The organism is Franconibacter daqui, from assembly GCF_014644275.1.
GTDB classification, from domain to species: Bacteria; Pseudomonadota; Gammaproteobacteria; order Enterobacterales; family Enterobacteriaceae; genus Franconibacter; species Franconibacter pulveris.
Genome location: NZ_BMKJ01000002.1, coordinates 31334 through 46704 on the forward strand (window position 1 = coordinate 31334; position 15371 = coordinate 46704).

The following is a 15371-nucleotide window of genomic DNA, read 5'->3' on the forward strand; positions in this document are numbered from 1 at the left end:
CCGCTACGGCGGTTGACAAGGAGAGAAGGGTGAGGCGACTGCCGGGCATTTTACTACTCACAGCCGCAACGCTGATTGTTATCGTCGCACTGCTGGTGAGTGGCCTGCGGCTCGTTTTGCCTCATCTGAACAGCTGGCGCCCGGCGCTGCTGGAGAAAATCGAAGCCGCCACCGGCATGCCGGTAGAGACCGGGACGGTAGAAGCCTCCTGGCAAAACTTCGGCCCGACGCTTGAGGCGCTGGACATCAAAGCGGGCCTGAAAGATGGCGGCGAGTTGAGCATCAAGCGCGTTACGCTGGCGCTCGACGTCTGGCAAAGCCTGCTGCACCTGCGCTGGCAGTTTCGCGATCTTACCTTTTATCAGCTCCATTTTCGCACCAATACCCCGTTCCAGCAGGATCAAAACCGGGAAAAGCTGGAAACCAGCAAATTCACCGATCTCTTCTTTCGCCAGTTCGATCACTTCGATCTGCGCGACAGCACCGTCAGCTTTATTACGCTTTCCGGCCAGCGCGCCGAGCTGGCTGTCCCGCAATTAACGTGGGTGAACGGTAAAAATCGTCACCGCGCTGAAGGCCAGGTCAGCCTCTCGAGCTTAACGGGCCAGCATGGCGTAATGCAGGTGCGCATGGACTTACGCGACGATAACGGACTGCTGAACAACGGTACGGTCTGGATGCAGGCGGATGACGTTGACGTGAAACCCTGGCTCGGCCAGTGGATGAATGAAAACGTGGCGCTGGATACCGCGAAATTCAGCCTGGCGGCCTGGATGACCCTGAAAGATGGCGATATCGCCGGCGGCGATCTCTGGCTGAAAAAAGGCGGCGCCAGCTGGCAGGGCGGCGCAGACGCCACCCACCGCTTGTCTGTCGATAACCTGACGGCGCACGTCACGAAGCAGCAGGGCGGCTGGCAGTTCGCCATTCCCGCCACCAATATCACTATTGATGACAAGCCCTGGCCGCGCGGCGCGCTGACGCTTGCGTGGATCCCGCAGCAGGATGTCGGCGGCGCGGGCAACACGCGTAGCGACGAACTGCGCGTTCGGGCCAGCAATCTGGAGTTGAGCGGGCTGGATGGCCTGCTGCCGCTCGCCGCCAAATTCTCCCCCGCGCTTGGCGAAGTCTGGGCCAGCACGCAGCCGCATGGGTATGTCGAATCGCTGGCGGTTGATATCCCTTTACAGGCGACCAATAAAACCCGCTTTCAGGGCAACTGGAAAAACCTTTCCTGGAAACAGTGGAAGCTCTTGCCGGGCGCCGATCATTTCTCGGGCTCGCTCGCTGGCAGTCTGGAGTCCGGGCGGCTGCAGGCGCAGATGAATAACAGCAAAATGCCGTACGAGACGGTGTTTCGCGCGCCGCTGGAGATCAAACAGGGCGCGGCGACGCTGGAATGGCATAAAAATGAAGAGGGCTTCACGCTGGATGGCAAGAATATCGACGTGCAGGCCCATTCGCTCTGGGCGCGCGGCGATTTCCGCTGGCAGCAGCCCACCGGGCAGCAGCCCTGGCTTTCTATTCTTGCCGGCATTCGCACTAATGACGGCAAACAGGCGTGGCGCTACTTTCCGGAAAACCTGATGGGCAAACACCTGGTGGACTACCTGAGCGGCGCCATCCAGGGCGGTCAGGCGGATAACGCCACGCTGGTTTATGCCGGCAATCCGCATAATTTCCCCTATAAGCACAACGACGGTCAGTTTCAGGTTTATGTTCCGCTGCATAATGCCACTTATGCTTTCCAGCCCAACTGGCCGGCGCTGAAGAATTTCGACATTGAACTCGATTTTCGCAACGACGGGCTGTGGATGTCGGCGCCGGAGGTGAATCTCGGCGGCGTGAAGGGGCGTCATGTTGAAGCCGTGATCCCGGACTACTCGCAGGACAGACTGTTTATCGACGCCGATATCGCCGGGCCGGGTAACGCCGTCGGTCCTTACTTCCAGAAGACGCCTTTAAACGATTCGCTTGCCGCTACGCTTGAAGAACTCCAGCTCGACGGCGATGTGAATGCTCGCTTACATCTTGATATTCCGCTTGATGGCGAACTCGTCACCGCCAAAGGCGATGTGGCGCTGAACAATAACTCGCTTTTCATCAAGCCGCTGGACAGCACGCTGCATAACCTTTCGGGCAAATTCAGCTTCGTTAACGGCAACCTGCAAAGCGAGCCGCTGCGCGCTACCTGGTTTAACCAGCCGCTGAATGTCGATTTCTCCACCGAGGAGGGGCAGAAGTCTTATAACGTGGCGGTGAATCTGGACGGCGACTGGCAGCCCGCCCGTACAGGCCTGCTGCCGGAACCGGTGAATAACGCGCTGAAAGGCAGCGTGCCGTGGCAGGGTAAAGTGGCTATCACGCTGCCTTATCGCGGCAGCGCCAGTTACAAAATCGATGTGAACGGCGATTTAAAAAATGTGAGCAGTCGCTTACCTTCACCAGTGAATAAAGCGTCGGGCGAGCCGTTGCCCTTTAAGGTAAATGTGACGGGCGACCTGAAAAGCTTCGCGCTGACCGGCAACGCCGGTGCAAATAACCATTTCAACAGCCGCTGGCTGCTTGGCGAAAAGCTGACGCTCGATCGCGCCATCTGGGCTTCCGACAGCCGTACGCGACCGCCGCTGCCTGAAAATGCGGGCGTGGAACTGAACCTGCCGGCGATGGACGGCGCGCAGTGGCTCGCGCTCTTTAATCAGGGCGCGGCGGATAAAGTGAGCAGCGCCACGCGCTTCCCGGAAAGCGTAACGTTACGTACCCCTTCGCTGACGCTGGGCGGCCAGCAGTGGAACAATCTCAGCATCCAGATGCGCCCGACGCCTGGCGGCAAAGAGGTCAGCGCTCAGGGCCGGGAGATCAACGGTACGCTGACGATGCGCGAGCGCGCGCCGTGGCAGGCAAACGTTCAATACCTTTACTTCAACCCGAGCGCCAGCGCCAATAGCGGTTCGGCAAAAACCGCCTCGCCGCTTGCGGGTATGGATAGTATTGATTTCAGCGGCTGGCCCGATCTCCAGCTGCGCTGCGCCGAGTGCTGGCTGTGGGGACAGAAATATGGCCGTATTGATGGCGACTTCAACGTACGCGGCAACACGCTTGCCCTCAGCGACGGCCTGATCGATACCGGCTTTGCCCGGCTGACCGCGCAGGGGGAATGGGTCAATAAACCGGGCGAGCTGCGCACCTCGCTAAAAGGCGCGCTCAAGGGAAGCAAGCTGGACGCTGCCGCCAACTTTTTCGGCCTGACGACCCCGTTGCAGGGTTCCTCATTTAACGTTGATTACGACCTCCACTGGCGCGATGTGCCCTGGCAGCCGGATGAAGCTTCGCTCAACGGCGTTATACATACGCGCCTTGGCAAAGGGCAGATAGCCGATCTCGGCACTGGCCACGCCGGGCAACTGCTGCGGCTGCTGAGCTTCGATGCGCTGTTGCGCAAGCTGCGCTTTGATTTCAGCGACACCTTCGGCGATGGCTTCTACTATGACTCCATCCGCAGCACCGCCTGGATAAAAGATGGCGTGTTGCATACTGATGATACGCTGGTTGACGGGCTGGAGGCGGATATTGCCATGAAAGGCTCAGTAGACCTGCCGCGCCGCCGACTTAATATGGAAGCGGTCGTCGCGCCGGAAATCTCCGCTACGGTCGGCGTGGCGACCGCCTTCGTGGTTAACCCTATCGTGGGCGCGGCGGTGTTTGCCGCAAGCAAGGTGCTCGGTCCACTGTGGAGTAAAATTTCCGTGCTGCGCTACCAGATAACCGGCCCGCTTGATAAACCGCAAATTAACGAAGTGCTGCGCCAGCCACGGGCAAATAAGGCGCAATGATTTGACGCGGACAATGAATTGCCGCAAGCTCGATAGATATCACCATTGTCCTCGCCCGTCAGGGCGCAAGTCAGAAGAGTAGCGAAACGATGAGTCTGAACCTGGTAACTGAGCAACTGCTGTCTGCGAATGGCCTGAACCATCAGGATCTGTTTTCCATCCTTGGCCAGCTGTCCGAGCGCCGTCTCGACTATGGCGACCTCTATTTTCAGTCCAGCTACCATGAATCCTGGGTTTTAGAAGACCGCATCATCAAAGACGGCTCGTGGAATATCGACCAGGGCGTCGGCGTACGGGCGGTCAGCGGCGAGAAAACCGGTTTCGCCTATGCCGATCAGATAAGCCGCCTGGCGCTGGAGCAAAGCGCCGGCGCGGCGCGCAGCATCGTGCGTGAAATGGGCGAAGGCCGCTCTCATACCTTAGGCGCGGTCGAACATAAATCGCTCTATACCTCGCACGATCCGCTGCAAAGTTTAAGTCGCGAAGAGAAGCTCGACATCCTCAAGCGTGTGGATAAAGCGGCCCGTGCGGCGGATACGCGCGTGCAGGAAGTGACTGCCAGCCTCACCGGCGTTTATGAGCTTATCCTGGTCGCGGCCACCGACGGCACGCTGGCGGCGGATGTACGTCCGCTGGTGCGCCTGTCGGTAAGCGTGCAGGTGGAAGAGAGCGGCAAGCGCGAGCGCGGCTCAAGCGGCGGCGGCGGCCGTTTTGGTTATGACTGGTTCCTTGAAGAGAGCGACGGTGAAGTGCGCGCGGAAGCCTGGGCGAAAGAGGCGGTGCGCATGGCGCTGGTCAACCTTTCCGCCGTCGCGGCGCCAGCGGGCACGCTGCCAGTCGTGCTGGGCGCAGGCTGGCCGGGCGTGCTGCTGCATGAAGCGGTGGGTCATGGTCTGGAAGGCGATTTTAACCGTCGCGGCACTTCCGTGTTTAGCGGGCAGATGGGGCAACTGGTCGCTTCTGAGCTCTGCACCGTGGTGGATGACGGTACGCTGATGAATCGTCGCGGCTCGCTTGCCGTTGATGATGAAGGCGTGCCCGGGCAGTACAACGTGCTTATCGAAAACGGCGTATTGAAAGGCTATATGCAGGACAAGCTCAACGCGCGTCTGATGGGTGTAGCGCCGACCGGCAACGGGCGGCGTGAATCCTACGCCCACCTGCCGATGCCGCGTATGACCAACACCTACATGCTGGCGGGCAAATCCACGCCGCAGGAGATTATCGAATCGGTGGATTACGGGATCTTCGCGCCGAACTTTGGCGGCGGACAGGTGGACATTACTTCCGGGAAGTTTGTCTTCTCTACCTCGGAAGCTTATCTGATTGAGAAAGGTAAAGTGACGAAGCCGGTGAAGGGCGCGACCCTGATTGGTTCCGGCATTGAAGCGATGCAGCAGATCTCTATGGTGGGCAACGATCTTGCGCTGGATAACGGCGTGGGCGTGTGCGGCAAAGAGGGGCAGAGTCTGCCGGTAGGCGTGGGCCAGCCAACGCTTAAGGTCGATAACCTGACGGTGGGTGGTACCGCGTAAAGTCATGAGGAAGCGGTCATGAAAAAAGGATACGTGCAGGCGTATCCTTTTTTTTGTCTGATGGCGAGTTAGGTTACTCCGTAATCGACAGACTCTCGTTGTCCAGCTGCAGCGCGATATAGAGCAAAATGCGATCGTCGAAGCTGTCCAGATTGAGACCGGTTATCTCCGAGATCCGCTTCATGCGGTATTCGAGCGTGTTACGGTGGATAAACAGCGCTTTTGCCGCGAGGCTCGCCTGGAGGTTATTGGCATACCAGCCTTTTAGCGTGCGCAGCAGCAGACCGTTGCTGTCCATCTGCTTTAAACGGGCCACCGGGCGGGTCAGCTCTTTTGCCTGCCAGTCCTCCTTTATGCTGTCTAACAGCAGCGGCAAAATCAGATCCTTATAAAAGTAGATTCGCTTCTGCGGCTGGTTGCTCTTGCCGACGGCCATCGTGGTGGAGGCCGTGCGGTAAGAGCGGGCGATGCCGCCCGCGTCGGGGAAATAGTTGCCCATAGCGAGGCGGATCTTAAGGCGGCTTCGCGCGCTTATCTGCTCCATCAACGCATGCATATATTGCCTCTGCTCATCGGGCGCCCACATGCCGCGCGCGTTAAGCGCGGGTTTCAACAACACGATTTGCGTCATCGAAACAATGGCGATAAGCGGCGATTTCTCTGTCGACGTCAGCAGCGTCTGAAGCTGCTGTAGCTCTGTCATGGCGGTATCGACGCCAAGCTGACCGCTGTCTATCTCCACCACCAGCGCCACGCGCGGCTGGCTGAGATCGATGCCGAGACGGTGCGCCCATTCGCTCAGCATCGGCGAAGTCTGTTCCGAACGGATAAGGTTCAGCACCAGCTCTTCACGCAGGCGAACATCGCGCGCCATCATGTGCATAAGCTGCGCCTGCTCAAGCATCATTTCAGCCGTCATGCAAACCAGCTCGCCATACTGGCGCAGTTGCCCCGGGTCGCCTGTCAGGCCGATGACGCCGACGATATTGCGGTTAAGGCGCAAGGGCAGATTGATGCCAGGTTTTACCCCCTGCAAATGACGCGTTACCGCATCGTCGATATCCACAATCCTTCGCTGGGAGATAGCCAGCAATGCCCCTTCGTGCAATTCGCCAATACGCTCCGGATCGCCGCTGCCGATAATGCGGCCTTTACCATCCATGACGTTGATATTGCAGTCGATGATTTTCATCGTGCGGTCAACAATATTTTGCGCCAGACGGGCGTCGAGATGGTAATCGTCCATAACATTTCCTGTACAGAGTGGTTATCGAATCTGAATGAGCATAACTGTGAAAATGTTGTGCGGCATTGTGCAACTGCCCAGTCGGGAAACTAAATGTAAACTCTTCGGCGAGCGTCACGTTTTGCGGTTCAGTCGCAATGAAACGCACGCCGCAGACAAAAAACCGGATGCGGAAATCCGCATCCGGTTGAGGCATAGCGCGAGGCGTCAGGTCACCGGCGCCGGGTTAAAGACCGCGAGCTGGTTATGCAGTCCCCACTGGTCGGAAAAGGTTTTGCGACGACCGCTCGCCACATCAAGAATAAAGTGGAAAAGCTTCCAGCCCACCTGCTCAATAGTTTCCTCGCCGGTAGCGATGGTGCCGGCGTTAATATCCATCAGATCGAACCAGCGGTTGGCCAGCTCCGTGCGTGTCGCCATCTTGATAACCGGCACCGCCATCAGGCCATACGGCGTGCCGCGACCGGTGGTAAATACCTGCAGCGTAATGCCGGAGGCCACCTGCTGCGTGCCGCAGACAAAGTCGCTGGCGGGCGTGGCGGCATAAATCAGGCCGCGCTTCGTCGGGCGCTGGCCCGGCGACAGCACCTCGACAATAGCGCTTTTACCCGACTTGGCGATGGAGCCAAGCGCTTTTTCCACCACGTTCGCCAGCCCGCCTTTTTTATTGCCGGGAGAAGGGTTGGCGCTGCGGTCGGTCTGGCCCATATCCAGGTAATTATCGTACCAGGCCATCTCTTCCAGCAGCCGCTTGCCCACCTCTTCGTTTACCGCGCGCGGCGTTAACAGGTGGATGGCGTCGCGTACTTCGGTGACTTCTGAGAACATCACCGTGGCGCCGCAGCGCACCAGCAGATCAGAGGCGTAGCCCACCGCCGGGTTAGCGGTCACGCCGGAGAAAGCGTCGCTGCCGCCGCACTGCATGCCCACCACCAGCTCTGAGGCCGGGCAGGTTTCGCGCTTACGCTGGTTGAGCTTAGCCAGATGCTGCTCCGCCACGCGCAGGATGTCGTCCACCATCGAGCGGAAACCCACGTGCTGCTCATCCTGCAGGCGGACAATGCTCGCGGAATCCACCGCGATTGCCGCCACATCTTCCGTGCCCTGCAGCAATCTTTCCGGCTGCAGTTTTTCACAGCCGAGGCCAATGACCATTACCTCGCCGCCAAAGTTAGGGTTCAGCGCAATGTTATGAATGGTACGGATAGGGATCACCGCAGCGGGAGCGTTAATCGCCACCCCGCAGCCGTAAAGATGGTTAAGGCCGACCACACCATCGACGTTCGGGTAACGCGGCAGCAGGTCACGCTCAATTAATTTGATAACGTAATCCACCACCCCTGCCACGCAATGCACGCTGGTGGTAATGCCGAGCAGGTTTTTCGTCCCCACGCTGCCATCGGCATTGCGGTAACCTTCAAAGGTGTAGCCTTCCAGCGGCGGCAACGGTTCGGGCACCCGGGTCGCCAGCGGCAATGTATTAAGCGGCGGCGCTTTGGGCAGTTCCACCAGCGATTCGTCAATCCAGCTGCCGCGCGCAATGGCACGCACGGCGTAGCCAATAACTTCGCCATAGCGAACGATTTCGCCATGCGCGGGAATATCAACCAGCGCGACTTTATGACCTTGTGGGATATGTTCTATCAACTCGAGCCCATCCGGAAAACGCGCACCCGCCTTGAGCCCATTATCGTTGACAATAATCGCTACATTATCGTTGTCATCGACTTTTATATAAAAATTGCCCGTCTCAAGGTTTTTAATTTTTATATCAGTCATTATCCAGTATTCTCCGAAATTACGGTAAAGGCGTTGCTTAAATAAAAAGAGCAATACGTATAAGGGCCCGCTTTAAATTAATACTGTCAGGATTATCTTAAGCCTAATGTGATGCAGATCACTGAAACTGGTGAGCCCGCCCAATGCGATGTGACTCTTTCCCCGTTTTGTGGAATCAAGCGGCTGATATTGTGCATTCATACAAAAATATAGCGAAAAAAAGCGCAGGAATTGTGTGAGTCTCTAATGATTAGCGTGATGAGCCGAGTCTATACTGAGCTGCATAAAAAAGAGCAAAACCTGTGAAGGCCCGGTTATTGCTTTATCAAAACGAATATCTACCGCTACCAGATTTACTTTCAGGCTGTACTCATACATGGGGAATAAAAATGTCTGTGCAATCAGAAGCTGTTGTATCCAGCAAAAGAGTCCCTACCCGTTTTTATATATTGCTGACGATTTTTATTGTCACCACTATTAATTATGCCGATCGCGCTACGTTATCTATTGCCGGTACGGAAGTCGCCAAAGCGCTTCAGCTTGATGCGATTTCCATGGGTTATATTTTCTCGGCGTTTGGCTGGGCCTATTTGCTGATGCAGATCCCGGGCGGCTGGCTGCTTGACCGCTACGGCTCAAAAAAGGTCTACACCTGGAGCCTGTTCTTCTGGTCGCTGTTTACCTTTACCCAGGGTTTTGTCGATATGCTGCCGCTCGCCTGGGCCGGCATTTCTATGTTCTTTATGCGCTTTATGCTGGGCTTTTCCGAAGCGCCGTCCTTCCCGGCCAACGCCCGCATCGTTGCGGCCTGGTTTCCGACCAAAGAGCGTGGCACCGCTTCGGCGTTGTTTAACGCCGCACAATATTTCTCGCTCGCTATTTTCTCGCCGCTGCTCGGCTGGCTCACCTTCGCCTGGGGCTGGGAGCATGTCTTTACCGTTATGGGCGCCATCGGCTTTGTGCTGACGCTGGTATGGGTGAAGTTTATCCATAACCCGGGCGATCACCCGCGCATGTCGAAAGAAGAGTTGGAGTACATCAGCAACAACGGCGCGGTGGTGAATATGGACCACAAAAAAACGGATAGCCAGCAGAGCGGGCCGAAGCTGCACTACATCAAGCAACTGCTGACCAACCGCATGATGCTTGGCGTCTTTTTCGGCCAATACTTTATCAACACCATTACCTGGTTCTTCCTCACCTGGTTTCCTGTTTATCTGGTGCAGGAAAAAGGAATGTCGATTCTGAAAGTGGGCCTGGTGGCCTCTATCCCGGCGCTGTGCGGTTTCGCAGGCGGCGTGCTGGGCGGCGTCTTCTCCGACTATCTGGTGAAACGGGGCGCGTCGCTAACGTTTGCCCGTAAGCTGCCTATTGTGGTCGGCATGCTGCTCGCCTCCACCATTATTTTGTGCAACTACACCGACAGCACTGTGCTGGTCGTCTCGCTGATGGCGCTGGCGTTTTTTGGTAAAGGTTTTGGCGCGCTGGGCTGGCCGGTGATTTCCGACACCGCGCCGAAAGAGATTGTGGGCCTGTGCGGCGGCGTGTTTAACGTCTTCGGTAACGTGGCTTCTATTGTTACTCCGCTGGTCATCGGCTATCTGGTCAGCGAGTTGCACTCCTTTAATGCTGCGTTGATTTTCGTCGGGTGCTCCGCGCTGATGGCGATGGTCTGTTACCTGGTGATTGTCGGCGACATCAAGCGTATGGAACTGGCGAAGTAAGCCATACAGTCAGGGTTTGAACACTTTAAGGTCTGAACAATGAACGATATTTTTCCGAACAAATTCAAGGCCGCGCTGGCGGCTCACCAGACGCAGATCGGTTGCTGGTCGGCGTTAGCGAACCCCATCAGCACCGAAGTGCTGGGCCTCGCGGGCTTCGACTGGATTGTGCTGGATGGCGAGCATGCCCCTAACGACGTCACCACCTTTATTCCTCAGCTGATGGCGCTTAAGGGCAGCCGCAGCACCCCGGTGGTGCGCGTGCCGACCAACGAGCCGGTCATCATCAAACGTCTGCTGGATATCGGCTTTTACAACTTCCTCATTCCGTTTGTGGAATCAGAAGAGGAAGCGGTGCTGGCGGTGGCCTCCACCCGTTACCCGCCAGAGGGCATCCGCGGCGTTTCTGTCTCGCACCGCGCCAATATGTTCGGCACCGTGCCGGATTACTTCGCCGCTTCCAATAAAAACATCACCATTCTTGTGCAGATAGAGAGCCAGCAAGGCGTGGATAACGTCGACGCCATCGCCGCTACCGAAGGCGTGGACGGCATTTTTGTCGGCCCGAGCGATCTTGCGGCGGCGCTGGGTCATCTTGGCAACGCCTCGCACCCGGAAGTGCAGCGCTGCATTCAGCACATCTTTGCCCGCGCCAAAGCGCACGGCAAACCGGCGGGCATTCTGGCGCCGGTGGAAGCCGACGCTAAACGCTACCTGGAGTGGGGCGCGACATTTGTCGCCGTCGGCAGCGACCTTGGCGTATTCCGCGCCGCGACGCAAAAGCTGTGCGACGCCTTTAAAAAGTAATTCCCTAATTAACGAGAGATAAGCGTTATGACGATGAAAGTTGGATTTATTGGCCTTGGCATCATGGGTAAGCCGATGAGTAAAAACCTCATCAAAGCGGGTTATTCGCTGGTGGTTTACGATCACAACTCAGCCTCGGTTTCTGAGGTGATCTCTGCGGGCGCCGAAACGGCCTCCTCGCCAAAAGAGATTGCCGCGCAGTGCGACGTCGTTATTACCATGCTGCCTAACTCTCCGCACGTTAAAGAGGTGGCGCTGGGCGAGAACGGCCTCATTGCAGGGGCGCACGCGGGCCTGACGCTTATCGACATGAGTTCGATTGCGCCGCTCGCCAGCCGTGAAATTAGCGAGGCGTTACAGGCGAAAGGCGTGGGCATGCTGGATGCGCCGGTCAGCGGCGGCGAGCCAAAAGCTATCGACGGCACGCTGTCGGTGATGGTGGGCGGCGATAAAGCGTTATTCGATAAATACTATGATCTGATGAAAGCGATGGCGGGCTCGGTGGTGCATACCGGCGATATCGGCGCAGGCAATGTCACGAAACTCGCAAACCAGGTGATTGTGGCGCTGAACATCGCTGCGATGTCGGAAGCGCTGGTTCTGGCGACCAAAGCGGGTGTCAACCCGGATCTGGTTTATCAGGCGATTCGCGGCGGCCTTGCGGGCAGCACCGTGCTCGATGCCAAAGCGCCGATGGTGATGGAGCGCAACTTCAAGCCCGGTTTTCGTATCGACTTGCATATTAAAGATCTGGCGAACGCGCTGGATACCTCGCACGGCGTGGGCGCGCAGCTGCCGCTGACGGCGGCGGTTATGGAAATGATGCAGGCGTTGAAGGCGGATGGCTTGGGCACCGCCGACCACAGCGCGCTGGCGTGCTATTACGAAAAGCTGGCGAAAGTCGAAGTCGCAAAATAGCGATGAAATAACGACAGGGGCGCCGCTGGCGCCCGGTTATCTCTCCGGTCTGGATTACTTATGAAAATAGTCATTGCACCCGATTCATGGAAAGAAAGTCTCTCCGCCGCCGAGGTGGCGCAGGCGATTGAAAAAGGTTTTCGCGAAATATTCCCCCATGCTGACTATGTCTGCGTGCCGCTTGCCGATGGCGGCGAGGGGACGGTGGACGCGATGGTCAGCGCCACGCAGGGCACGACTATCACCACCCGCGTAACGGGGCCGCTCGGGCAGCCGGTGGAAGCCAGCTGGGGGATTTCGGGCGACGGCAACACCGCGTTTATTGAAATGGCGGAGGCGAGCGGTCTGGCGCTGGTGCCGACTTCGCAGCGCAACCCGCTGTTAACCACCTCGCGCGGCACCGGCGAGCTTATCCTGGCCGCGCTGGATCGCGGCGTGCGTCATATTCTTATCGGTATTGGCGGCAGCGCCACCAATGACGGCGGGGCGGGCATGGTGCAGGCGCTCGGCGCGAAGCTCTGCGAGGCTTCCGGCCAGGAGATTGGCCCGGGTGGGGCGTCGCTTGCGAAGCTCGCCCGCATCGATCTCTGCGCGCTTGATAGCCGTTTGCAGGAGTGCGATATCAAAGTCGCCTGCGACGTGACAAACCCGCTTACCGGCGAGCAAGGCGCTTCGTTTATCTTCGGGCCGCAGAAAGGCGCGGATCCGCAGATGGTGCGCCAGCTGGATGAGTGCCTGGCGCACTACGCGCAGGTTATCCGCAGCGAGTTGCAAAGAGACGTGGACGCCATACCCGGCGCGGGCGCGGCGGGCGGTATGGGCGCGGCGTTGATAGCCTTCCTGAATGCAGAACTCCGAAGCGGTATTGAGCTGGTAACAGAAGCGCTGCATCTGGAAAATCATATTCACAACTGCACGCTGGTGGTGACGGGGGAAGGGCGTATCGACAGCCAGAGCATTCACGGCAAAGTGCCGGTGGGCGTGGCGCGCATCGCGAAAAAGTATCATAAGCCCGTTATCGGCATCGCCGGCTCGCTGACGCCTGACGTGGCGGTGGTCCACCAGCATGGGCTGGATGCGGTGTTCAGCGTGCTCAACAGTATCGGCACGCTGGACGAGGCGCTGCGCAACGCCGCGGACAACGTTTACCGCTCGGCGAGAAATATCGCCGCCACGCTGCAGGTAGGGATGAGCGTGGCGGAAAAGCAGAGCCAGACGGTGAAAGAGTGCGAGCCTGGCGTGCTGTAAACCCCATTGGTTTCAGGCTGGCGGCAACGGCGTTTCCACGCCGTTGCCGGTTCCCCGTATCGTCTGGTAAACCTGCGCCACCTTCACAAAGTACTCGGTCAGGTAGTTGATGCACACCTGCACCTTCAGCGGCATTTTGTCTTTCTCGGTATAAAGCGCATAAACCGGACGCGGGTCGGACTGGTAGCGCGGCAATAAGATCTCAAGCTCCCCGCTGTTGATCTCATCGATCACCCACATTAGCGGCACATACGCGATGCCTGCCCCGGTTTTCACCCAGCGCGACAGCGTCATCGGGTCGTTGGTGACAAACCGTCCTTGCGGGATCAGACGCGTTGAAATCCCTTCCGGGGCAATCAGTTCAAACTCGTTGTCGGGCCGCACGCTATATTCAAGCCATGAATGGCTGGCGAGATCGGAAGGCTTTTCCGGCGCGCCGTTCAGGGCCAGATAGCTTTTGGCGGCGCAGACCACCATCGGCATAGAGCCGAGGCGACGCGAGAAAAGGCTGGAATCCTGCAATGCGCCGACGCGGATAACCAGGTCCAGGCCGTCGGCTATCAGATCCGGCGCCGGGATGCCGGTCACCAGATTGACCGTCAGGCCCGGGTACTCTCTGAGCATGTCCGCTGTCATGGTCGCCAGCACGTTTTGCGCCATGGTGGAGGAGCTGCCGATGCGCAGGGTGCCGATAGGCGTATTATTAAACGCATAGAGTTGTTCATGCACTTCCCGCACTTCATGCAGCATGCGGCGGCAACCCTGATAATAAATCCTTCCCGCTTCGGTCAGGCCGATGCTGCGGGTGCTGCGGTTGAGCAACTTAACCTGCAGTTCATCCTCAAGTTTTGATACCGTCTGGCTGATAGAAGAGACGCTCATCTGCAGCTGCCTTGCCGCACTGGTGAAGGAGCCGAGCTCCACCACCCTTGCGAATACGGACATGCGTTTTAGTCGTTCCATTATTCACTCTGGCTTAAAAGTGATTTAGATCACATATCGTAGATAACTTATTATCAGTTACGTTAATATATTATTACTAAGATAACCAACGCCGCGCTCTCTCCCGGCCATCCAGGCCACCCGGTTGCGGTCTATCGTTAATAATCGTCGCCTGCACAGTAATCAGAGTCATCATGAGTCTATTTCCCGTTATCGTGGTGTTCGGCCTCTCGTTTCCGCCGATCTTCATCGAGCTTATCTTATCACTGGCGATTTTCTGGCTGGTGCGCCGCCTGCTGGCCCCTACGGGGCTCTATGATTTTGTCTGGCATCCGGCTCTCTTTAATACGGCGCTTTATTGCTGCCTGTTTTATTTAATATCGCGTCTGTTTGTCTGAGGTTGATGTGAAAACGCTTACAAGAACACTCTCCCGTACTGCGATTACCCTGGTGCTGGTCATCCTGGCTTTCATCGCGATTTTTCGTGCCTGGGTTTATTACACCGAATCCCCGTGGACGCGCGACGCCCGTTTTAGCGCCGACGTGGTAGCCATCGCGCCCGATGTCGCCGGGCTTGTCACTGCCGTTAATGTCCACGACAACCAGCTGGTGAAAAAAGGTCAGGTGCTGTTTACCATCGACCAGCCGCGCTACCAGAAAGCGCTGGAAGAAGCCGAGGCGGACGTCGCCTATTACGACGCGCTGGCCGGCGAAAAACGTCGCGAAGCGGGCCGCCGCAACCGTCTTGGCATACAGGCGATGTCGCGCGAGGAGATCGATCAGTCTAACAACGTCTTGCAGACTGTGCTGCATCAGCTGGCGAAAGCGCAGGCGACCCGGGACCTGGCGAAACTCGATTTAGAGCGCACGGTTATCCGCGCGCCAGCCGACGGCTGGGTCACCAACCTGAACGTCTACGCCGGCGAGTTTATTACCCGCGGCTCTACCGCCGTGGCGCTGGTTAAACAGAACACATTCTATGTGCTGGCCTATATGGAAGAGACCAAGCTTGAAGGCGTGCGCCCAGGCTATCGCGCAGAGATTACGCCGCTTGGCAGCAACTCGGTGCTGCACGGCACCGTCGACAGCGTGGCGGCAGGCGTGACCAACGCCAGCAGCACGCGTGACGACAAAGGCATGGCGTCGGTGGACTCCAACCTGGAGTGGGTGCGCCTTGCGCAGCGCGTGCCGGTGCGTATCCACCTCGATCAACAAACGGGGAACCTCTTCCCGGCGGGCACGACCGCAACGGTAGTGATCACCGGCGAAAAAGACAGGGACCGCAGCCAGGAATCGCCTTTTAACAAGCTGATGCATCGGCTGCGCGAATTCGGTTAAT

General features: G+C 57.8%; 11 protein-coding genes. 8 read left to right on the plus strand and 3 right to left on the minus strand.

The features are described from left to right. The first annotated feature begins 29 nt into the window (after positions 1-29). A complete protein-coding gene (gene yhdP / locus IEX01_RS09470) occupies positions 30-3833 on the plus strand; it encodes an AsmA2 domain-containing protein YhdP (protein ID WP_188723756.1) in 3804 nt (1267 codons plus the stop codon). An 89-nt stretch (positions 3834-3922) separates the two neighbouring features. After that, positions 3923-5368 (plus strand): metalloprotease TldD, encoded by a 1446-nt coding sequence (tldD, locus tag IEX01_RS09475; protein ID WP_024558857.1) that lies wholly within the window; start codon positions 3923-3925, stop codon positions 5366-5368. A gap of 73 nt (positions 5369-5441) precedes the next feature. Here the strand turns inward: tldD and IEX01_RS09480 are convergent, their stop codons facing one another. Then, positions 5442-6614 (minus strand): CdaR family transcriptional regulator, encoded by a 1173-nt coding sequence (locus IEX01_RS09480; RefSeq protein WP_024559692.1) that lies wholly within the window; start codon positions 6612-6614, stop codon positions 5442-5444. Between the two features lie 207 nt (positions 6615-6821). Beyond that, on the minus strand, positions 6822-8393 hold the full coding sequence (garD, locus tag IEX01_RS09485; protein WP_024559691.1) for a galactarate dehydratase: 1572 nt from the start codon (positions 8391-8393) through the stop codon (positions 6822-6824). Positions 8394-8782: 389 nt separating this feature from the next. Here garD and IEX01_RS09490 point away from each other — a divergent pair, with 389 nt between their 5' ends. From IEX01_RS09490 to IEX01_RS09505, 4 genes are read left to right on the plus strand one after another with little or no spacing between them, the layout of a single operon-like run. Then, complete coding sequence (locus IEX01_RS09490) at positions 8783-10117, plus strand: MFS transporter (RefSeq protein WP_188723757.1); 1335 nt, start codon at positions 8783-8785, stop codon at positions 10115-10117. Between the two features lie 39 nt (positions 10118-10156). Next, positions 10157-10924 carry a 2-dehydro-3-deoxyglucarate aldolase gene (garL, locus tag IEX01_RS09495; RefSeq protein ID WP_188723758.1) on the plus strand — a complete coding sequence of 256 codons (768 nt, stop codon included), beginning with the start codon at positions 10157-10159 and terminating at the stop codon, positions 10922-10924. 27 nt (positions 10925-10951) lie between these two features. Beyond that, positions 10952-11842, plus strand: a complete 891-nt coding sequence (gene garR / locus IEX01_RS09500; protein WP_024558852.1) for a 2-hydroxy-3-oxopropionate reductase — start codon at positions 10952-10954, stop codon at positions 11840-11842. A gap of 60 nt (positions 11843-11902) precedes the next feature. After that, positions 11903-13090 carry a glycerate kinase gene (locus tag IEX01_RS09505; protein WP_188723759.1) on the plus strand — a complete coding sequence of 396 codons (1188 nt, stop codon included), beginning with the start codon at positions 11903-11905 and terminating at the stop codon, positions 13088-13090. Between the two features lie 12 nt (positions 13091-13102). Here IEX01_RS09505 and aaeR read toward each other — a convergent pair whose 3' ends face one another. Beyond that, the gene (gene aaeR, locus IEX01_RS09510) at positions 13103-14053 is read right to left on the minus strand and encodes an HTH-type transcriptional activator AaeR (RefSeq protein WP_188723760.1); all 951 of its coding nucleotides are present in this window, start codon (positions 14051-14053) and stop codon (positions 13103-13105) included. Between the two features lie 173 nt (positions 14054-14226). Here aaeR and aaeX point away from each other — a divergent pair, with 173 nt between their 5' ends. Together aaeX and aaeA are read left to right on the plus strand one after the other, a co-directional pair. Next, positions 14227-14430 (plus strand): p-hydroxybenzoic acid efflux pump operon protein AaeX, encoded by a 204-nt coding sequence (gene aaeX, locus IEX01_RS09515; protein ID WP_024558849.1) that lies wholly within the window; start codon positions 14227-14229, stop codon positions 14428-14430. A gap of 7 nt (positions 14431-14437) precedes the next feature. Continuing rightward, positions 14438-15370, plus strand: a complete 933-nt coding sequence (gene aaeA, locus IEX01_RS09520; protein ID WP_024560076.1) for a p-hydroxybenzoic acid efflux pump subunit AaeA — start codon at positions 14438-14440, stop codon at positions 15368-15370. Position 15371 lies beyond the last annotated feature (1 nt).

Coding starts and splice junctions, on each gene's coding strand:
- aaeX (WP_024558849.1), top strand. CDS start 14,227: ATGAGTCTATTTCCCGTTATCGTGGTGTTCGGCCTCTCGTTTCCGCCG.
- garD (WP_024559691.1), bottom strand. CDS start 8,393: ATGACTGATATAAAAATTAAAAACCTTGAGACGGGCAATTTTTATATA.
- IEX01_RS09490 (WP_188723757.1), top strand. CDS start 8,783: ATGTCTGTGCAATCAGAAGCTGTTGTATCCAGCAAAAGAGTCCCTACC.
- garL (WP_188723758.1), top strand. CDS start 10,157: ATGAACGATATTTTTCCGAACAAATTCAAGGCCGCGCTGGCGGCTCAC.
- garR (WP_024558852.1), top strand. CDS start 10,952: ATGACGATGAAAGTTGGATTTATTGGCCTTGGCATCATGGGTAAGCCG.
- tldD (WP_024558857.1), top strand. CDS start 3,923: ATGAGTCTGAACCTGGTAACTGAGCAACTGCTGTCTGCGAATGGCCTG.
- aaeR (WP_188723760.1), bottom strand. CDS start 14,053: ATGGAACGACTAAAACGCATGTCCGTATTCGCAAGGGTGGTGGAGCTC.
- IEX01_RS09480 (WP_024559692.1), bottom strand. CDS start 6,614: ATGGACGATTACCATCTCGACGCCCGTCTGGCGCAAAATATTGTTGAC.
- IEX01_RS09505 (WP_188723759.1), top strand. CDS start 11,903: ATGAAAATAGTCATTGCACCCGATTCATGGAAAGAAAGTCTCTCCGCC.